A 20,551-nucleotide genomic window follows, 5' to 3' on the forward strand; every position below is an offset into this window, starting at 1 on the left:
CTCCTACCCCATGGAGGAGAACATGATGAACCAGAAGCTCCTGCTGTCGCCCCGCGAGCTCGCCGAGGCACGAGCACGCGGAGAGAACATCGTCATCATCGACACCCGCGCCCCCGAGGAGTACGCCGCCGGGCACATCCCCGGAGCGGTCAACGTCCGGGACGTATTCACCTACCTGTCGAACTCCACCCCGGAGGGGCTCGCGACGATGCAGCACACGTTCGCGGACCTCTTCGGCCAGGCGGGGCTCTCGGGGAAGGAGACCGCGGTCATCTACGAAGATGCGATGAACAACGGCTACGGGCAGTCCTGTCGTGGCTACTTCCTGCTGAAGTATCTCGGCTATCCGAGCGTGGCCATCCTCCACGGCGGGCTCCGGGCCTGGATGAAAGAGGGGCTGCCGCTCTCGACGGAGCCCGTCGAGCCCGAGCCGAAGCGGTTCCCGCTCGACCCGAAACCCGAGCTGATGATCGACCGGGACGAAATGCTGCGGGCCCTGAAGGACCCGTCCGTGGTGCTGCTCGACGTGCGAGACCAGGACGAATGGGTGGGGGCCAGCTCCTCGCCCTACGGGGTCGACTTCTGCCCTCGCAAGGGGCGCATCCCTGGCGCGGTATGGATCGAGTGGTACCAGATGATGCGCAAGCAGGACGACATCCCCCTGTTCATCTCGAAGGACGAGGTGCGTTCGCTCTGCGCCTCCGTCGGCATCCAGCCCGAGGCCAAGGTCTACCTCTACTGCTTCAAGGGAGCGCGGGCCTCGAACACGCTGGTGGCGATGAAGGAGGCCGGCTTCGATGCTGTGCACCTCTACTTCGGCTCGTGGAATGAGTGGTCGCGCGACCCGGCGCTGCCCATCGAGCAGGGCGAGCCGGATCCACGGCGCATGGCCCCTCGCGCGTAGCCCGCCTCTTCAATCCACTGGGAGGGTCTCACGTGGCCGCTCCAACGGCCCCGTGAGGCCACATCCTGGAAGAACTGCTCAGCCGCCCGGCCGCATGAGCTGCCGGTACTGGCGCGGGCTCAAGCCCGTGATCTGCTTGAACTGGCGGGACAGCGCGCTCTGGTCGCAGAACCCCACGGCCAGGGCGATCGCGGAGATGGGCTGCTCGGTGCCGGACAGCTTCTCGGAGGCGGCGTCGATGCGCGTCTTCATGATGAACTGCCCCGCCGAGAGCTGGAAGATGCGCTGCATGCGCCGCTCGAACTGCGCCGCGGACATGCCCGCCCGCCGGGCCAATGCGTCGATGCGCAACCGCTCTCCATAGTTCGCCTGGATGTGGTCGATGGTGGAGGCGAACCGCTCGTCCACCATTCCCGCGCGGCCGGGCTCGTGCACGTCCCTCGAGAGACACGCCAGCCCGAGCACCGCCCCCGAGGCCTCGAACAGCGGCACCTTGTTCGTCAGGCACCAGCCCGGCCTGCGGTTGTTGAAGAGCGTCAGGTCCAGGTTGTTGACGAGCGGGCGGCCCGTACGGAAGACCTGCTTGTCCTGACGCACGTAGCGGTCGGCCATGTGACGGGGAAAGAGCTCGTGCGCGGTGCGCCCCACGGCCTCCGCCTTGCTCTTCAACCCGCAGCGCTCGGCACACGCCTCGCTGATGCACACGTAGCGCCCGTGGATGTCCTTCACCGAGAAGACGATGTCCGGGACACGGTCGAACAGGGCCTCCGCGAAGAACGGGTTCGCCACCCGCTCCATGAAGCCGGTCCTCCAGGTCTCCAATTCTTCGCCTGGGGTGAAGTCTCTGCGCTGAGTGGGTTCGGTGATTTCCATCATCTTCTCGGTGGGAAGTCACAAGAAGCAAGAGAAGCCCTGCACCTAGTCTTTGACTCCGCGTGAAGTTCACCTACCACCGAGGAGCAGGAACCATGAGCAGTGTTTTCACCGCTTGGAAACGGTGTTGTACCGCATGGACGTTCTGTCTGGCCCTTGTGGGACTCGAAGCCTTCGGCGCGTCCCCTCCGCCCCCTCCCCCATCCCTCCAGGCCCACGCGCGGCCATCCGCCCATGAGCGCATCCTTCCGGAAGAGCGCCAGCCGGACGTGTCCCCCGAGCAGATGCGCGAGGCCCGCACGCCCCCCTCGAGCAAGAGCGCGCTGCTCGCGGCATGTGATACCGGCGCCTTCGCATCCGCCAGCGGCACCGCGCTGGTCACCCTGGTGAAGGGCTCGGCGGTGGACTGCGTCAACACACTGTTCGGGCTGACCGGGACCCGGGCCGGGCAGGTGTTCGCCGAGAGCAAGATGGTGACCATCGCCAACGCGCTCACGAGCAGCGCGCAGCAATACCCCGGGAACAACAGCGGCAGTGCACTGCAGCTCATCCTGTTCCTGCGCGCCGGGTACTACGTGCAGTACTACCACTCGGAGGACGTGGGCAGTTATGGCACGGCCCTGAAGACGGCCATCCGGCCGGCCCTGGCCGCCTTCGTCGCCAACAGCCACTTCCAGGACGTCAACGACACGCATGGAGAGGTGCTGAGCGAGTTCGTCACCCTCATCGACAGCGCCTCGGAGAACGCGCTCCACCTGGGCACCTTCCAGTCCATCCTGGACCGGTTCAACGACGGGTTCCTGTCCTCCTGGGGAATGCGCGGCGCCGCTCACAACGTCTTCGTCGGCCTGTTCCGCGGCCACTACAACAGCGACTTCGTGGCGCTGGTGCAGCAGGAGCCGTCCATCGTCGACACCTTGAGCGGCTTCATCTCGCGCAACGAGCACCTGCTGGGGACCGACTACCAATACTTCCAGGTCAACGCAGTGCGCGAACTGTCTCGCTTCCTGCAATACCCCGGGACGCTTCAGAACAAGGTACGCCCGAAGGTCAAGGCGATCCTCGCCGGCCATGCAATGACGGGCCCCGGCGCGGGGATGTGGGTGGGTGCCGCCGAGATGGCGGAGTATTACGACGGAAGCAACTGTGCCTATTACGGCATCTGCAACTTCCGGCCAGCGCTGGAGCAGGCCGTGCTGACGGTGAGTCACCCCTGTGGCTCCACCCTGCGCATGCGCGCCCAGGACATGGGAACCACGGAGCTGAACCAGAGCTGCGCGCAGCTCGCCACCGAGGAGACGTATTTCCACGACAAGCTGAAGAGCCGCCGCGTTCCCGTCGCCAATGACAACAACGTGGCGCTGGAGATGGTCATCTTCAACAGCAGCCAGGACTACCAGACCTACGCCGGAGTGCTGTTCGGCATCGACACCAACAACGGCGGCATGTACCTGGAAGGGGACCCCGCCACTCCGGGGAACCAGGCCCGATTCATCGCCTACGAGGCCGAGTGGGTCCGCCCTCAATTCAAGATATGGAACCTGGAGCACGAGTACATCCACTACCTGGATGGCCGCTTCGACATGAAGGGGGACTTCGGGGCCAGCACCAGCCAGCCGACCATCTGGTGGATTGAAGGACTGGCCGAGTACATCTCGAAGAAGGACAACAACACCGAGGCCGTCTCCATCGGCGCCAGCAAGAGCATGCAGCTCAGCCAGCTCTTCCGGAACGACTACAACAGCGGCGTGGAGCGCATCTATTACTGGGGCTACCTGAGCGTGCGCTTCATGTTCGAGCGCCACGGGGACCAGGTGGACACGATGCTCGCCCACTTCCGCGGCGGCGACTACACCGCCTACCGGCAGTACCTGGACGGGCTCGGCACCACGCACGACGCGGAGTTCCACGAGTGGATTGGCTGCGTCGCGACCGCCGCCGACCCCCGCACGTGCGCGAACCCATCGCCGAGCCCGGGTGTGCCCTGCACGGACCCCAACTCCATGGTGCTGGGCAATGGCTGCTACCGGGGCGGGCTGGCCTCGGGTGACGTGCTGTACTTCTACCTCTGGGTCCCATCCGGCGCTCACAACCTGCGCTTCCAGATGAGTGGAGGCACGGGCAACGCCGACATGTACATCCGCGCCATCCACTGGCCGACCTCCACCACGTATGACTACCGGCCGTACCTCCCCGACAACGAGGAGACGGTGGACATCTCCAATCCCGCGGCCGGCAACTGGTTCCATGTGATGCTCCACGCCCGTTCCCCGTTCTCCGGTGTGAGGCTCGAGGCCCGCTTCGACGAGTGACCCCGGCCTCGTCCCAGGTGGACCTCCGAGCCACCTGGGACGTTCATCCCCGCTTCAGCACTCCATCCACCGTGCGCCAGAGGTTCAGCGGGTTGGACTCCCGCAGCTCCGAGGGCAGCAGCGCGTCCGGCACGTCCTGGAAGCATACCGGCCGGGCGAAGCGGTGGATGGCTCCGGTGCCCACCGCGGTGAAGCGTCCATCCGAGCTGGCGGGATAGGGCCCACCATGCACCATGGCCGCACAGACCTCGACGCCCGTGGGCACGCCGTTCACCAGCACGCGCCCGACCCGGTCCGCCAGCACGGGCAGCAACTCCGCGGCGAGCGCATGGTCGCCCGCCTCCACCATCAGCGTCGCGGTGAGCTGACCCTCCAGGTGCGCGGCCACGCGAGCGAAGTCCCCGGCCTCCCGCACGTGAGCCACGATGGCGCAGCTTCCGAAGACCTCCTCGGTCAGCGCCGGCTCGGACAGCAGTGCGTCCAGTTCCACCTCGAACAGGGCGGGCACCGCGTAGGCGGCTCGGGACTCGCCCTCCACCCTCCGCCGGGTGTCCGGGCGCGCGGCGAGCCGAGCCACTCCCTCGCGGAAACGCTCTGCGATGCCCTCGGTCAACATGGGCACCGCCGGCGCCGCCCCGAGACGCTCCGCCAGCCGTGCACGGAACGTCTCATGTCCCTCGCCTCCAGCCGTCACGATGAGGCCCGGCGAGGTGCAGAACTGGCCCGCCCCCAACAGCATGGAAGCGGCGAGCTGCTCGGCCAGCGCCTCGGGGCGTGCGGCCAGGGCGGTGGGCAAGATGAATACGGGATTGATGGAACCCATCTCGGCGAAGACGGGGATGGGCTCGGGACGCGCGGCGGCGAGCTCCATCAGCGCCCGGCCACCGGCCCGTGAGCCCGTGAAGCCGACGGCGCGGATGGACGGGTGCCGCACCAGGGCGCGGCCCACGTCCATGCCGGCGTCGAACAGGAGCGAGAACACCCCTTCCGGAAGACCGCAGGCCAGCACGGCCTCACGCAGGGCCAGGCCCGCACGCTCCGAGGTGGCCGGATGGGCGGGATGGGCCTTGGCGATGACCGGGCAGCCCGCGGCGAGCGCCGAGGCGGTATCGCCCCCCGCCACGGAGAAGGCGAGTGGGAAGTTGCTCGCGCCGAACACCGCCACCGGCCCCAGCGGGCGGAGGGCGGAGCGCAGGTCCGGCCTGGGCGCGGGACGCCGCTCCGGCGCGGCATGGTCAATGCGGGCATCCACCCAGCTCCCTTCCTCGAGCAACCGGGCGAACTGCCGGAACTGATTCGCGGCGCGGCCGAGCTCACTCTGGATGCGCGCGGGCGGAAGGCCCGTCTCCCGAGGCGTGACGGCCAGGAAGTCGGCCTCGGCCGCGAGCAGCGCCTCGGCGGCGCGCTCCAGGAACACGGCCCGCTGCCGGGAAGGCAGTGCGCCAAAGACCGGCATGGCCTCCCGCGCGAGCCGGCAGGCCCGTTCAACCTCATGGGGGTGGGCAGAGTGGTAGCGAGGTTCGAGCGCCCTGCCCTCCGCCGGATCCCACCCGGTGAAGGTTCCGCCACCCGGTTCGCCGCGCTCGGCGCCAATCAGGGACAATCCCATCCATTTCATACCGTGTGTCCTCGTATGGGAGTAGCTACAGCGCGGGCCGGTGGGCCAGGGCCTCGCGCAACACGCGCAGGCACTCCTCACGCTCGGCGCCGACCAACTCCAGGCGCGGCGGGCGCACGCGCTCGTGGCCCCAGCCCATCTCCTGCTGCACCAGCTTGATGAGCTGGACGAACTTCGTGACGGTGTCGAGCCGCAGCAACGGCAGGAACCACCGGTAGAGCGCGAAGGCCCCGTCGTGCTTGCCGGCGCGGGCCAGCTCATACAGGCGCACCGACTCGGCCGGGAAGGCATTCACCAGACCCGCGACCCAGAAGCTCGCCCCCGCGCTCACGCCCTCCACCAGACAGTCATCCACGCCCACGCCCAGAGCCAGCCGGTCCCCCAGCAGGGCGCGGATGCCCGTGACGCGGCGGGCGTCGGTGGAGGACTCCTTGACCGCCGCCACGTTGTCGAAGTCAGCGGCCAGCTCGGCGATCTGCGCGGGGCTGAAGTCGGTCCGGTACGCCACCGGGTTGTTGTAGAGGAGGCAGGGCAGCCGGGTGGCTCGAATCACGGCCGACAGGTGCGCCTTCATCTCGCGCCAGTCGCTGGAATAGACATACGGCGGCAACACCATCAGCCCGGAGCAACCGGCCTCCTCGGCGGCCTTCGCGAGGCGCACCGCCTCCGCCGTGCCGAGCGCGGCGATGCCTGGAATCACCGGGGCCTTCACGGCCTCGACGCAGGTGCGCATCAGCGCGGCCTTCTCCTCCAGACCCAGGGTCGCGCCCTCACCCAGGGAGCCACAGGGGATGATGCCGGTACACCCCTGGGACACGAGCCAACGCACGTGCGCTCGGACCGCTCCGTGATCGATGGAGAGGTCCGCGTTGAAGGGAGTGGTGATGGCGGGTAGCACGCCGGTCCAGAGGCTCATGACTGTTTCTCCTGGGTAGAGGTGAACTCGGCCGGCAGCCGAAGACTGCCGACTCTCGCGGGAAGACAGGGCGGGCGGACGTCCTCGCCAGCCCAGCCGAACAGGGCCTCGGCGGCAGGCCCACAGGTGCGGCCCTGGCAGGCGCCCATGCCGAGCCGGGCATACAACCGGGCCTCGCGCAGGTCGCGGCAGCCGTCCAACGCCGCGAGCGGGACGTCCTCGCAGCGGCAGAGCAAGGTCTCGGGCGTGGCGAGCCGCTTCAACTCCGGGCGTGGCGAGTAGTATCGGTCCAGCAGCCGAGCGAAGGTCCGGGCGCGGTCCCACGCGGCCCACAAGTCATCGGGAATGGCTTGCTCCGCCGCCGCGAGGCCGGCGATCTCTCCGGTGACGAGGGCCTGGTCCACCCCGCCGATGCCGAGCAGTTCTCCCACCGCGTAGACGTTGGGGACACTCGCTTCCATGCGCTCATCGACGGCGACCGCCCCGGCCGACACCGCGCACCCCACCAGCCGCGCCAGCTCCAGGTTGGGCACCAGTCCAAAGGCCGCGCCCAGGTAGTCGCAACCCATCCGCTCCTCCCGGCCCCGCACGGACAGGCGTACCTGCTCGAGTCGCCCGTCGCCCTCCGCGGCCACCACCCACGCATCCGTGGACGAGGGCACTCCCACCAGCCCTGCCGTCAGCGCGGCTCCCTGGAGGAGCTTTCCCGGATGACGCCAGAGCTGGAGGGCGAAGCCCCAGTGACTCGAGGCGGGTGCCTGCTCGGCGATGAACAGGACCTCGCCGCCCTTCGCGTGCACCGTCGCGGCGGCGGCGAGCAGTAACGGCCCGGTGCCAGCCAGCACCACGCGCTTGCCCCGGACGGGCAGGCCGTCCTTGACGAGGACCTGGAGTCCACTGGCCCCCATGACACCTGGCAGCGTCCAGCCGGGAAAGGGCAGGAAGCGCTCACGCGCGCCGGTGGCGAGCACGAGCCGCCCGTAGCGCACGGCGAGCGGGGTCTTCCCTTCCTCTGTGAGCAACAGTCCCGGCTCGGGTGCGGCGACGACGCGCGTCCCCAGCCGCAAGCGAGCACCCGAGTCCGCGAAGCGTCTCAGCCATCTCCGGGCCACCGGGTTGCCGCCAGGCCTCGTCTCTCCGCGCCAGACCTGTCCTCCGGGAGTGGGCTGCTGCTCCAGGACGAGCACATCGAGGCCCGCCTCGGCGGCACGGCACGCCGCGGCGAGCCCACCGGGGCCAGCGCCGACGACGAGGAGGTCACACACCTCACGCATGGGTCACCACCTCCAGGCCATCGCGGCACGGCGTGAGGCAGGTGAGCACCTCGGGCTCTCCGTCGATGGTGGCGCGGCATTCGAAGCACACCCCCATGCCGCACAGGGGCGCACGGGGGTGGCCCTCCAGGTCGCAACGGCTGACGAATTCCCCCGCGTGGGCGAGGGCCGCCGCGACCGAGGTCCCCGTGGGAACGGTGAGGGTCCGTCCGTTGATGCGCAAGGTGACGGTACGGGTCGCGGTCCTCTTCGCGTCAGGCATGAAGGGCCTCCGCCGTGCGCGCCTGTTCCAGGAAACGTGCCGGCTCGTAGGGTTGGAAGGGAATCGCGCAGGCGCGGCCGAGCATCCGGTCGGCCAGGAGCCGGGCGCTGCCCGTCGCGGTGGTGATGCCGAGCCCCTCGTGACCGCAGGCGAGCCAGAGCCATGGCTTCGAAGGGTGCGGCCCGAGCAGGGGCAGTCCATCCGGCGTGGCCGGGCGCAGACCGGTCCAGATGCGCAGCGCTCGAAGACCATTCAATCCCGGCAGGAAGAGCTCCGCGCGCTGGAGCATCCGCTCCAGGATGGTGGCCTCCACCTCGCGGGTCGCCACGCCCGGCTGGCGCGAGGAACCCAGCAACAACTGGCCCGTGGTGCGCGGCTGGGCGTTGAACGCGACCGAGGCGCCTTCCGTCCCGTGGGCGCTCTTGAGATAGCCAAGCTCGACGAGCTGGTGGTGCACCACTGGCGCGCCCCGTTGGGTGATGAGCAGGTGTCCCTTGCGGGGCGAAATGGGCAGCTCCGGGCAGAGCGCGGGGCTCGCGACGCCCGCGGCGAGCACGATGCATCCGGCCGCCAGGACGTCACCATTGGAGAGCACGACGGAGCCCTGGCGCAGGGTCCGCACCGGAGAGCCCATCAGCAGCCTGGCCCCCCGGGACCGGGCCTGGAGGGCGAAGGTCCGCGCGGCAAGCGGAGGATAGAGCACGGCATCCCCGGGCACGCGCAACGCCCCCACGAGTCCGGGAGCCAGCGCCGGCTCGGCCTCATACAGCGCGCTGGAGTCCAGCACCTCGGCCCGGATGCCGGCAGCGCGGTAGTTCTCGACCTTGGTGGCGACGGCGGCCAACTCCTCCGCGTCGGCGGCGAGCCAGAGCGTGCCACAGGCGTCGTACTCCACCTCTCGAGGCAGGCGCGCGGACAGCTCGCGCCAGAGCGCCACGGAGTAGCCCGTCAGGGCGAGCTCCGCCGGATTGTCGTCCATGGCGACCAGGTGGCCCATGCCACAGGCCGTGGTGCCCCCACCGATGGAGCGGGCCTCCACCAGCGCGACGGACATCCCCTCGAGGGAGAGCACGTCCGCGAGCGCGGCACCGACGATGCCTCCGCCGACGATGACACAGTCGAAGGCGCTCATCCGATGCCCCAGGCGAAGGGGTCCTCGGGGTCAACGAGCAACGTCGCCTCCGCGTTCACCGAGGCCGTGCCGGTGATGGTGGGCAGGATGCGCTCGCCGTCGCGGACGTAGCGAGCCTCGAACCGGCTACCGATGATGCTCTCCTGCACCCAGGAGGCGCCCTCCGCGAGCGAACCTTCCGCGGCGAGGCAGGCGAGCTTGGCGCTCGTTCCGGTGCCGCACGGGGAGCGGTCGTAGGCAAGACCCGGACAGAGGACGAAGTTGCGCGCGTCAGCGCCGGGAGAGGGCGAAGGGGCGAACAGCTCGACGTGGTCGATCTCCGCGCCGCCCGCGCCGGTGATGCCATTCGCGGCCAGCGCGCGCTTGATGGCGGACGTGTACGCGGTCAGGGCCGGGATGTTCCCCATGTCGAGCGGGACATCCCGAGCCCGCGTGAGGAAGAACCAGTTACCGCCCCAGGCGACGTCACCCCGCACCTCGCCATGGCCAGGCACCTCGAGGGCGACATCGTGAGCGAGGCGATAGCTTGGCACGTTGGCGATGCTGACCCGCCCATCTGCATGCAGGGTGGCCTGGACCACCCCCACCGGGGTCTCCAGCGCATGCACGCCGGGGCCGATACGGCCCAGGTACGCCAGCGTCTTCACCACGCCGATGGTGCCGTGGCCACACATGCCGAGATAACCCACGTTGTTGAAGAAGATGACGCCGGCCACGCACCGGGAAACCGAGGGGGTGCACAGCAGCGCGCCCACCATCACGTCGGAGCCACGTGGCTCGCACACGATGGCTCTGCGGAAGGAGTCGAACCGTTCGCGGAAGCGCTCGCGCAGGGACTCCATGTCCCCGGCCCCCAACTCCGGGCCTCCCTCCGTCACAACACGGGTGGGCTCGCCTCCGGTATGGCTGTCAATGACACGAATACGCCGCATGCCGCTCTGGGTCCTGGACTCCATGGGCGGCACCGTATGGGTGACGGCTCGCGATTTCTTGCGAGTTTCAGTCACGCCGGCAGGGCAATCATGCAAATGCGCCTGCCCCGTCCAACCCTGCCAAGGAGGTCGCAGGGACCTGGACGCTTGAACAGTTCGCCGATAGCTGCGTATAGCAAGCGCCTCGCGAAGATCGTCGTGACCGCGACCGAGGCCCGGCCGCTGATCGGCTAAGGTCGACTCATCATGAAAAGGACCACCGCGAAAAAGGGGGTGACCCAATCCCCTTCGCCCCCCAAGAGGGCGCAGAATGCACCTCGACCCGCCGTCAAGCCGGCCTCAAACGCAGCGAAGCCGTCACTCGAGGATGAAGTTCAGTCGGTGCTCCAGTGGCTGAAGGACCACAGTACCCAGGCCACGCTCGACGGCATGGCCCGCTACGCCATCCCTTCGGACAAGGCGTTCGGCGTAGCGATGAGGGACATGAAGGCGCTCGGCAAGAAGCTCGGGCACAACCATGAACTCGCCTTGGCGCTCTGGGACACCGGCTGGTACGAGGCGCGCATGCTGGCCTCGTTCGTCGATGACCCGGCGCTGGTCACGGCCGCGCAGATGGATCGCTGGTGCAAGGATTTCGACAACTGGGCGATCTGCGACACGATGTGCTTCAACCTGTTCGACCGTACGCCACATCGGTGGGCGAAGGTCACGCAGTGGAGCAACAAGCGCAACGAGTTCGAGAAGCGCACGGCCTTTGCGCTGCTGTGGAGCCTCACCGTGCATGACCGGCACGCCGACGACGAGGCATTCATCCGTGGCCTCGCGCTGATCGAACGCGAGGCCGGCGACGAACGGAATTTCGTCAAGAAGGCCGTGAACATGGCGCTGCGTGCGATCGGTAAACGCAATCGCGCGCTCAATGCCGCCGCAGTGGCAGTGGCCCGGCGCCTGGCGGACTCAGAGCAGGGCGCGGCGCGGTGGGTGGGAAAGGATGCGCTCGGGGAGCTCACGAGTCCTGCGGTGACGAAGCGCTTCAAATCGTAACGTCAGCCAGGGACTGAAGCGTCCGATAGGTATTTGGACCGGATTCCAGCCGAGGGAGGTGAGGGAGACGCCCGCCCCGGCTATCAGCGGAACGAACACCCGGTGCGGCCGTCCTCCGCTCGTGACAACCGCTCCAGAGCCAACGCACCGCGTGCCCCGTAGCGAGCTGGGGCACTGCGTCCGCTAGTTCCGCCCTCGCCGCGGGCCGGACAGCGTCAGGGTGATGGGCCGCGAGGTGGTCGGTCCGCCACATTGCGTGATGCGTTGGGCCTCGAGGGAGACCGCGAGGCCGTCCCCCGTCAGGCTTCCGCTCCCATTGGCGATGCCCAGCGTAGAGGTACAGGCGTCGTCGGGAGGCAGCGCGCAGGTCCTGCTCTGGAGGGTGAAGGCGCGCTCGCCGAGCATCTTCCCTCGCAGGGTGCAGCCGAGGACCGAGAGCTCCAGGGTCAGGGCCTCCCGCTCGGTGCCGGATTGAAGCACGAGGGTTTCGCTCGCCGGTTGGGAGCTCGAGACGCCATTCGTGATGATGGTGAGGGTTCCCGTGACGTCGTAGGTGCCGAGCAGCCGCTGACGGGCCTCGAGCAACGCGTCATCCTCCTCTTCACGGCCGCCGCAGGCGGACACGAGGAAACACACGGACGGGATGAGGGCGGAGAGAAGGCGCATGGGTGTGGCCACCAAGGTGCCGCCCGGGGGTGGGCGGAGTCAGAGTGCGTCTGACAGCCCCAAGGTGGTGCCTGCTCGACTGGACAGCACCCGTCCTCCGGTCCGAGGAAGGTGTTGTCTTGTGTTGCATACAGCCAGTGCGTCGGCGTGGCGCACCGCCTGAGTGCTAGTCGAGCAAGCGGAGGAATGCCTTGGCTGGTCGAGCAAGTGCCCTGAGCGCGGCACTCAGGCAACGCTCACCCTGGACTGAAGGAGAGGGGCAGGCGGACGGTGAAAGTCGAGCCCTGCCCGGGGATGCTCTCCACATGGATGGTGCCACCATGCAGCTCGACGATCTGCCGCACGATGTAGAGCCCCAGGCCGAGTCCCCCGTAATGCCGTGAGGACACCGCCCGCTCGAACCGTCCGAAGATGAAGGGCAGGCGATCGGGGGAGATACCAATACCCCGATCGCCCAGGGTGAGCACAGCCGTCCCATCCTCGAGGGCCACCGTCACCTCGATGGGCGCCCGCGCGCCGTACTTGATGGCATTGTCGAGCAGGTTCGTCACCACCTGCTCGAGCCGAGAGCGGTCCCACCGACCCACCACGGGGGCGTCGGCTCGCAGAACGAGAGGCGTGTGTGTGCGCGCCAGCACGCCTCCGAGCTGGGCCACCACGTCGCGGACCACCTCCGAGAGATCCACCTCCTCCAGATCGAGCTGGATGTGATGGGACTGCAGCCGCGAGACGTCCATGAGGCTGTTGATCAACAGGGTCAGGCGCCTGCCCTGCCGCTCAATCCCTTCCAGGGACGTTGCCACGGTCTTCCAGGGGGGCTCCGCGCCACCGCGGGCGAGTCGGAACAGGCGCTGGATGCCGAGGCGCAGTGCGGTGATGGGCGTGCGCAGCTCGTGTGAGGCAATGGAGAGGAACTCGTCGCGGGCCTGGATGGCCTCCTGGGACTCCCGGTAGAGCCGGGCGTTGTCCAGTGCGAGCGCCGCGCGCCAGGCGAGATCCTCGGCCAGCCGCACGTCCTCGTCCTGGTAGCGGTCCGGATGCACCGAGGCAAAGGTGAGCGCTCCCATGGTCCTGCCGCGGGCCACCAGGGGCACGGAGAGCCCCGAGCGCAACCCCAACTCCCGCACGACGTCCAGGTGCGCGCGCCCATGGTCGCACAAGGCCAGAATCCCCTCCTCTCCGGCCAACGCGGTGAGCACGAGCGGACGCCGGCTGCGAATGACCTCCGCGATGCCACCCGGCGCCTCCAGGTCCGGCACACACGCCTCCAGGCGTTTCGCACCTGGCTCCTTTGAGGGGTCGGCGTGGGCCATGGCGGCCCGGGCGACGCGCGGATCCTCTCCCGTCAGATCCACCGCGCACCACTCGCCGAGGAAGGGCAAGCCCAACCGGGCCACCGTCGCGAGCGTGGCATCGTAGTCCAGCGAATCGGCCAGCACGCGGCTCGCCGAGGAGAGAAACTCGGAGCGACGCCGCGCCACCTCCGCCGCGGCGCGGGCCTCCTTCTCCTGGAGCAGCAGCCGATCCCGCTCCTGCTCGGCCATGCGGCGGAGGGTGATGTCACGCCCGAGAACGACGAGCCCCTTGCGCTGCCCATTGGGGTGGTACAGGGGAACCTTGGTGACCTCCACGACGCGGGGGCTTGCACCCGGTTGGGGAATGGCCTCCTCCTGGCGCGTGACCTGTCCCGCTGCCCAGGTCCGTTGATCACTGGAGTAGCAGGCGAGTAATGCCTCCCGGAAGAAGTCGCTGAGACTGGCAAGCTCGACGTCCGTCAGCCCCTGATATCCGGCTCGCGACAAGTGGAAGAGCTGGAGCCCGGCATCGTTCGCCTCGAGCCAGCGCCCATCGGCGTCCTTCAGGTAGATGGCATCTGACGTCGTCTCCAGGAGCGTGCGCAGGCGCTCTGCGCTCGTCCGCAGCTCTTCCTCCTCCTGCCGCTGGCCGGTCACGTCGAATGCAATGCCAATCGTTCCCGAGCTGGCCCCTTCCTCGTCGAAAGCCGGCTCGACACGGACCTCGAAGGTGCGATGGGACCACTCGGTGTCGTAGCGCGCGGGTTCTCCACTGAGGGCACGGTAGTGGGCGGCGAGCACGGAAGAGGGCTCCTCACCCGCGCCGAGGACGTCGAGCAGCGACTTTCCCTCCAGCTCCAGGCCCGGCGCGGCCAGCTCCGAGCCGGCGGTGGCGAGGAAACGCAATTCCCGGTCAGTGAGGAACACGAAGACGGGTGCCTGAGCAAGCATCCGCCGCAGGACGGCCTCGTGCCGCAGAAGCTCTTCTCTGGTGAACAGGAGGCTTCTCACGGGCTGTGTGACTCCCGCCAGCTCCTGGATCTGCCCCGCTCCATCGCGAATCCCTCGAATGGACGTAACGCACCACCGCGAGCCCCCATTCGCCGCAACGGGACGGTGGACGCAGCGCCGCGCCCGACCATCCGCCGCCACCGCGCGCAGCACCTCCAGCGTACGCGCCCAGTCTGCGGGATGTATGAGCTCCATCAGGAAGACGGGGCGGGGGCTGGCACGCTCCTCCGAGGGCTGCCATGGGAGCGAACGGATGGCAGGCTCAACGGAGAGGAGTCGCAGACTCTCCACATCCGCCTTCCAGCAGACTGGGGAAGGCAGCTGGGGCTCGAGAAGCGGAAGCCCCCATTCCATCTCCGGAGATGAATGCGCCACCTCGTGAAGGTGGGAATCCTCCGGCACATCTCCACCCAACTGCCAGACGAGCCCCAAGTGGGTTCCAGCTAGAACGGACGGGGGAGTCCTACTCTGACGCCTCCCGGCTGACGGGTCGCAGAAGGGCCATGCGCAATCCAAGATGAGTGCTACCTCGCCGCTCGAACCGTCACGCGTGTCCGGCAGCCTGATGAATACTGACTCCGGAGATGGGGGGCTCGAAGCGCGGCAGCAGGACGGTGAAACAGGTGCCGACTCCTGGCGTGCTATCGACATGGATGGCGCCACCCAGCGCAGAGACAATCTCGTGAGCGATGTAGAGACCGAGGCCCAGCCCGCCGTACTCACGCACAGAGACAGCACGCACGAAGCGCTCGAAGACATGGGGAAGCCTGTCCGGCGCAATGCCGATGCCGTGGTCCTGCACGGAGAGGCGCGCGATTCCATTGTCGGCGGTGATGGAGAGCTCGACAGGCTTGTGGTTGCCGAACTTGATGGCGTTCGCCAGAAGGTTGGTGATGACCTGCTCCAGGCGCCCCCTGTCCCAGCGGCCCATGACGGGGGTGTCGGCCCGGATGAGGACGGATGAGCCGGAGCGGACGGACTCTTCACGGAAGTGCTCGACGACGTCGCGGGTGATGGCAACGAGATCGACATCCTCGAGTTGCAGATGGACCTGCCCCGCCTGGAGGCGGGAGACAGAAAGCAGCTCATCGATAAGGCGAGTGAGGCGGCGTATCTGGAGCCGGGCGTTCTGGAAGGCGCGGGAGATGACATCGGGGCGAGCGGAGGAACTGGCGCGCTCCAGGCCCTGCATGGACAGCTTGAGTGAGGTGATGGGGGTGTACAGCTCGTGGGAGGCGATGGAGAGGAACTCGTCGCGCAGGCGGATGGCCTCCTGGGCTTCGCGATACAGCCGGGCATTGTCGATGGAGATGGCGGCGCGGCGTGCGAGTTCCTGGGCAAGGGCGAGGTCCGCGGGGCCGTACCGGCACTTGGGGGTCACGCAGAAGAGGCTAATGGAACCAATGCTCTTGTCCTGAGCAATGAGAGGCACAGCCATGACGGACCGGATGTCGAAGGAACGCATCACCTCGAGGTAATGCTCATCCTGGCTGAAGACCCGAAGGAGCTCGTCGGACACCTCGGGGATGACCTGCGGCTCGCCTGTGCGTACGGCCACCACCCCCGGCAGTCCTGAGTCCCATTGGGGAGGATGTCTCCGCTGAGACTCGCGTAGGAGGGCCTCCTTGGCGGGGCTGGCGCAGGCAACAGCAACGCAGTGGAGCGTATGGGGCCGCTCCAGCACGAGGACCATGCAGCAGTCTGCGAGAAAGGGAACCGCGAGGCGAGCAACCCGGGTCAGGGTCGTCTCGTAGAGGAGGGACTCGGCCAGCACCACGGAGGACTCGGCCAGGAAACGCACGGCGCGCTCGGCCCGGCGGCGCTCCTCAATCTCCACGTGGAGCTTGCCGAACAGCAGGCTGTTCTCCAGCGAGATGGCCATCTGTGAGGAGAGCAGTTGGAGCACCCTCACGCGGTCGGGCGCGAAGGCACGGGTGGCGAGGTTGTTCTCCAGATAGAGCACCCCGGAGCACGAGGCCTGGCGGCGGATGGGAACAGCGAGCGCGGACTTGAGGGCGTGGGAGACGACGTAGGGGTCGGAGGAGAAGGAGCTCCGACGGGCATCGGCGAGGATGACGGCGTCTCCAGACTCGTAGGCGTGCGCCACCATGGTGGGGGGGACGTACGAGGAGGAGTGGAAGGGCGCACGCTCGAGGGTGACGGGTTCTGAGGTGGAACCGCGGGCACGAACGTAGAGCGAGCCCTCCTCGTGAAGGAGAAGGGCGCCGCACTGAGCCCCAGCGACCTCCAGACACACCGTCATGAGCTTCTCCAGGAGTCTGTCGAGCACCACTTCTCCGGAGAGGGTCTCCGCGGCTTTGAGGATGCTGAGCAGGTCGAGCCTGGCCCCGCGCGATTCCTCATCGTCACGCGTGGTGGGCGTCTTCCAGGGCAGAGCCTCTCCCAGGGTGAGCTCCGGGAACTCCTCCACGAGGATGGACGCCTTGGCCTTGGCGCCCCAACGAGCAAACCCCTTCACCGCGGCGCGCAGGTAGAGGGCGGCGATGCGGTGATGGCCGAGGGAGTGGTAGTACCGGCCCGCCAGATCGTTGGCGAGGGCCTCGTCCTGGGGGAACTCGTTCTGGTGAGCGGAGCCGATGGCTGCATCGTACAGACGCATGGCCTCGCTCTGGCGGCCCTCGAGTTGCGCGAGCTCGGCGGCGACCAACTGGTGCTTCTGACGGAAGTTCTCGGGACAACCCCGAGCCCAGGTGTCGAGGCTGTGCAGGTGCGCTTCGAGTTGCGCCAGCAGCGAGTCCTTTTCAGAGGAGGGGGCCGCGGGTTGGTACGCCGCGAGCGTCAGCGCGGTGTAGAAGACGTAGTCGATCCCGTTGACGAAGGGCCGCATGAAGTGGACGTTCGTGCCCGCGGCGCGAGACATCTCCAGAGCATCAGCGAGGTCGCCCAGCAGGTAGGACGTCTGGACGCGCAACGCCTGGTATTCGCAGAGAACCAGGGGGCTCTCGCGGATGGAGTCGACGTACTCCTTCTCGGAGAACGCATCATCGTCGTAGCGAGCCCGCTGGTGGGTCCGTTCCTGGAGGCACCGGATGGCCTGGCGGTATGCGAGGAGGAGGCCCTTCATGTCCCGGTGACCCAGCTTCTGGAGGAGCACCAGGCTGGCCTCGCATTCGGCATGTGCGCGAGAGAGCTCGGTGCCCATGCTGTACAGGAGGACCGCCAGGTTCGTGGCGGCATAGCCGGCGAACAGGAACTCATTGCCCTCCAGCCCGGCGGTGATGGCTCGGCGGGACAGCGGAATGCTGGTCCGGTACGGCGCCCGCCAGTGGTTCACGCCGGCAGCAAACATGAGCAGGCACCGGCACTCCTGTCTCGGATCGGCGTAGCGCCGGCTCAGCTCTACTCCGGTCTCGCCGAGCTTCATGGCGGTGTCGTAGTCGCCCGTCGCTACCCCGAGAATCATCGCGTAGGACGCGTAGGCGTGCGCGGAGTAGGGGCTGTGGCCGTGCTCCAATGAGAAGTGGAGCATCCGTACCTGGAAGTAGGAGAACAGCAGGAGCTGGTCAGAGAACCAGGCGGCCATGACGACGCTCGACATGAAACGCATGAGGGCAAGGAGCCGCGGGTCCTGCATCGAAGGGGCCGCCAGGAGCTCCTCCCGGGTGTGGCCCGCCAGCAACCCGTCCACCGCGGCGGACTCGGCCGCGACCGCCCGCTCGAGCTCGCGCGCTGGCAGCTCCTGCCCCATCAACCGCAGCCCTTCCCTCCCCCACTGGATCGCCCCCTGGTAGTTCCGGGAGATGATGTAGGCGATGACGTGGATCTCGTAGAGGTCCACCTTCTCGAGGTCCAAGGTGACGTGGGGCAATGCGTCCTGGATGAGCGCCTCGGCGAGGGCATGAGCCCCGGTGAGGTGTGCACACTCCGCCGCCTGCCGGTGCAGCAGAAGCGCCAACTCATGGTGTGACCGCCAGGCCTCCCACGGGAGCAGCTCCAGGCCATGCCGCAAGTAGACGAGCGCGGAGTTGAACGCCGAGGTCGCCACGGCTCTGCTTCCGGCCCGGTAGTACAGCTCGGCGAGCCGGAGGCGCTCGGCGAACCCCAAGCCCCGGCTCGACTCCAGGCCCATGTCGAAGTGGTCCACCACCTCGAATATCCGCTCGTCGAGCTCCTGCTCGGAGACTCCCTCCAGCAGCCTGTGCCCTACCTCCCGGTGGATGCGGCGTCTCTCATCCTCGGGGAGTAGCGAGTACACCTCCTGCCGGATGCGGTCGTGCACGAAGCAGTAGGTGGCTGTTTGCGCCGCGGGGCTCTCCGACACCTGACGCTCCCCACTCGCGAAGCGGGGGCCCTGGCTGGCTGGCACGAGCAGCCCTTCCTGGATTGCACTCCAGAGTGCTCCGGCCGCGTCCTCGACGGACCTCCCCGCCACGGCCGACAGCAGCCACAGGTCCACCCGGCCCCGGAAGCACGAGGCCATCTCGAGCAGCCGCTGGGTGAGCTCCGGGAGCCGGCGGATGGCTGGCAGCATCAACTCGATGACGTTCTCGGTGACCTCCACCTGCGCGATGCGCTCCAGGTCCCAGCTCCACCTCTCCTGCTCGGCGTCGAAGACCAGGAGCCCGCACTGGTGCAGGTAGCGCAGCAGCCTCTTGATGAAGAAGGGATTGCCCGCCGTCTTGCGTAATAGAAGCTCCGCCAGCGGCTCGACTTGATGGGGAGTCGTGTGCAGGGTGTCGCGACAGAGCCGGATGAGCGCGTGGCGGTCCAGTGGGGGCACCTCCAGGGTGCGGAGGGCCGCGCCCGCTGCGTGCATCACTCCAAGCGTCTGGAGCAGACGATGATCCGGTCCCACCTCCTTGGAACGATAGGCACCGAGGAGCAGCACATGGTGGAGGTCCGGTGCCGTGGCCAGGCTCTGGAGCAGTTGGAGTGAGCCCGTGTCCGCCCACTGCAGGTCATCCATGAAGAGGACGAGAGGACAATCGCGGGTGGCGAAGACCTGGAGGAAGGCCTGGAAGGCGAGCTGGAAACGGCCCTCCATCACGGTGCCCCCCAGCGGCTCCGGGCGGGGCGGCTCTCCGAGGAGACGCGCCAGCTCCGGAATGAAACGGCTCATGATGCCGGCATGACTACCGAGCGCCTCCCTCAGGCGCTGGCGCCAGGGGAGGAGCGCATCGGGTGGCTCCTGGAGCAGTCCGCGGACGAGTCCACCCAGCGCCTCCACCAGAGGGGCATGAGGCACGTGACCGTGGAGTGGATCGAACTTGCCGAAGAGAAACCGCGCCCTGCCCTCCAGCCGCCTGCGCAGCTCGTGGACGAGCGAGGATTTACCGGAGCCTGCATCTCCCGTGATGAGCACGACCTCACTGGGACCGGTATTCACGCGCTTCAAGGCACAGCACAGCTCGGCCAGTTCATGCTTGAGCCCGTAGAGCTTGTCGGAGATGACGAGCTCGCGCGCCCGGTCATGCCAGGCGAGCGCGAAGGGAGCGATGACACCCCTCTCCTTCCAACTGCGCCAGGCTGCTCTCAAATCCAACTCGAGGGCCTCGGCGCTCTGGTAGCGCTCCTCGGGCATCTTCGCTAGCAGCTTGAGGACGATGTCGGAGAGCACCTTGGCAATGGAGGGGTTGAGCTGCTCCGGAGGAACGGGCGACCTGGCCAGGTGGGCGTGGATGAGCTCGACCGGGTCCGCCGAGACGAAGGGGGGGACACCCGTGAGCATCTCGTAGAGCGTCGCCCCCAGGGCGTACAGGTCCGCCCGGTGGTCCACCAGCCGGTTCATCCTCCCCGTCTGCTCCGGCGCTATGTACGCCAGCGTCCCCTCCGACGCTCCCACCAGTCCCGTCGCCTTCGTCGCCGTGCAGAAGTCGATCAGCGTCACCTGCCGGCTGTCGGGCCGCACCACCAGGTTGGACGGGTTGATGTCCCGGTGGATGACGTTGCGCTGGTGAAGCTCCAGCACGATGCCCGTCACCTGGATGGCCAGCTCCAGGAAGAGCCCCGTCTCCAGCGGCTTCTGTCCCAGGTGCTGCTCGAGGTCCACCGGGCCGGCGTCCTCCAGGACGAGCGCCAGGATTCCGGCCACCTCCTCTAGCGAGAGGGGCCTCACCACTCCTGGAACCTCCAGCCCACTGAGCATCTCGTGCTCGTGCCGGAGCATAGCGGTGGCATGAGCGGCGTACGGCCCGGGTTGGACGGCCTTGATGATCCGAGGCGTGCCCGTGCGCTCCTCCCGGACGCGGAATACGGTGTACTGGCGCCCCTGGTGGATTTGCAGAAAGTCGTTGTAGCCAGGAATCTGGAGCGACACGACCTCCCCCCTGGGCGAAGCAGCTCACGATGAAT

Annotated in this window: 13 protein-coding genes and 1 pseudogene; 3 read left to right on the top strand and 11 right to left on the bottom strand. The window is 67.9% G+C overall.

Annotated features, from left to right (window positions below; all coding sequences use genetic code 11):
- The first annotated feature begins 22 nt into the window (after nt 1-22).
- Nucleotides 23-904: a sulfurtransferase gene (locus tag OV287_RS35800; protein ID WP_267538527.1), complete on the top strand. Its 882-nt coding sequence runs from the start codon at nt 23-25 to the stop codon at nt 902-904.
- Nucleotides 905-982: 78 nt separating this feature from the next.
- On the opposite strand, the gene OV287_RS35805 is transcribed toward OV287_RS35800, so the two are convergent.
- Nucleotides 983-1,702, bottom strand: coding sequence for an AraC family transcriptional regulator (locus OV287_RS35805; RefSeq protein WP_267538528.1), 720 nt, complete (start codon nt 1,700-1,702; stop codon nt 983-985).
- A 344-nt stretch (nt 1,703-2,046) separates the two neighbouring features.
- Here OV287_RS35805 and OV287_RS35810 point away from each other — a divergent pair, with 344 nt between their 5' ends.
- Nucleotides 2,047-4,089: a M9 family metallopeptidase gene (locus OV287_RS35810; RefSeq protein ID WP_267538529.1), complete on the top strand. Its 2,043-nt coding sequence runs from the start codon at nt 2,047-2,049 to the stop codon at nt 4,087-4,089.
- Between the two features lie 43 nt (nt 4,090-4,132).
- On the opposite strand, the gene OV287_RS35815 is transcribed toward OV287_RS35810, so the two are convergent.
- Genes OV287_RS35815 through OV287_RS35840 form a run of 6 tightly spaced genes read right to left on the bottom strand, consistent with a single transcriptional unit; the run spans nt 4,133 to nt 10,223 of the window.
- A complete protein-coding gene (locus OV287_RS35815) occupies nt 4,133-5,707 on the bottom strand; it encodes an aldehyde dehydrogenase (NADP(+)) (RefSeq protein ID WP_267538530.1) in 1,575 nt (524 codons plus the stop codon).
- Nucleotides 5,708-5,732: 25 nt separating this feature from the next.
- Nucleotides 5,733-6,623 (bottom strand): dihydrodipicolinate synthase family protein, encoded by an 891-nt coding sequence (locus tag OV287_RS35820; RefSeq protein WP_267538531.1) that lies wholly within the window; start codon nt 6,621-6,623, stop codon nt 5,733-5,735.
- Nucleotides 6,620-7,897, bottom strand: coding sequence for an NAD(P)/FAD-dependent oxidoreductase (locus OV287_RS35825; RefSeq protein ID WP_267538532.1), 1,278 nt, complete (start codon nt 7,895-7,897; stop codon nt 6,620-6,622). The genes OV287_RS35820 and OV287_RS35825 overlap by 4 nt, the downstream gene beginning before the upstream one ends.
- On the bottom strand, nt 7,890-8,159 hold the full coding sequence (locus OV287_RS35830; protein ID WP_267538533.1) for a (2Fe-2S)-binding protein: 270 nt from the start codon (nt 8,157-8,159) through the stop codon (nt 7,890-7,892). The genes OV287_RS35825 and OV287_RS35830 overlap by 8 nt, the downstream gene beginning before the upstream one ends.
- Nucleotides 8,152-9,291 carry an NAD(P)/FAD-dependent oxidoreductase gene (locus OV287_RS35835; protein ID WP_267538534.1) on the bottom strand — a complete coding sequence of 380 codons (1,140 nt, stop codon included), beginning with the start codon at nt 9,289-9,291 and terminating at the stop codon, nt 8,152-8,154. Before OV287_RS35835 ends, OV287_RS35830 begins: the two co-directional genes overlap by 8 nt.
- Nucleotides 9,288-10,223: a 4-hydroxyproline epimerase gene (locus OV287_RS35840; RefSeq protein WP_267538535.1), complete on the bottom strand. Its 936-nt coding sequence runs from the start codon at nt 10,221-10,223 to the stop codon at nt 9,288-9,290. Before OV287_RS35840 ends, OV287_RS35835 begins: the two co-directional genes overlap by 4 nt.
- Before the next feature lie 381 nt (nt 10,224-10,604).
- On the opposite strand from OV287_RS35840, the gene OV287_RS35845 reads away from it, so the two are divergent.
- Nucleotides 10,605-11,267: a DNA alkylation repair protein gene (locus tag OV287_RS35845; RefSeq protein ID WP_267538536.1), complete on the top strand. Its 663-nt coding sequence runs from the start codon at nt 10,605-10,607 to the stop codon at nt 11,265-11,267.
- A 183-nt stretch (nt 11,268-11,450) separates the two neighbouring features.
- Here the strand turns inward: OV287_RS35845 and OV287_RS35850 are convergent, their stop codons facing one another.
- From OV287_RS35850 to OV287_RS35860, 4 genes and pseudogenes are all read right to left on the bottom strand, one after another.
- Complete coding sequence (locus OV287_RS35850; RefSeq protein WP_267538537.1) at nt 11,451-11,933, bottom strand: hypothetical protein; 483 nt, start codon at nt 11,931-11,933, stop codon at nt 11,451-11,453.
- Nucleotides 11,934-12,169: 236 nt separating this feature from the next.
- Entirely contained in the window at nt 12,170-14,239 is a 2,070-nt protein-coding gene (locus tag OV287_RS35855; protein WP_267538538.1) for a sensor histidine kinase, read from the bottom strand.
- Nucleotides 14,240-14,260: 21 nt separating this feature from the next.
- Nucleotides 14,261-14,890 (bottom strand): annotated as a pseudogene (locus tag OV287_RS56530) (PAS domain-containing protein); the annotation flags it as partial.
- Complete coding sequence (locus OV287_RS35860) at nt 14,784-20,516, bottom strand: ATP-binding sensor histidine kinase (RefSeq protein ID WP_267538539.1); 5,733 nt, start codon at nt 20,514-20,516, stop codon at nt 14,784-14,786. The gene OV287_RS35860 and the pseudogene OV287_RS56530, both read right to left, overlap by 107 nt.
- Nucleotides 20,517-20,551: the final 35 nt, after the last annotated feature.

The organism is Archangium lansingense (assembly GCF_026626635.1).
Classification (GTDB): Bacteria; Myxococcota; Myxococcia; order Myxococcales; family Myxococcaceae; genus Archangium; species Archangium lansingense.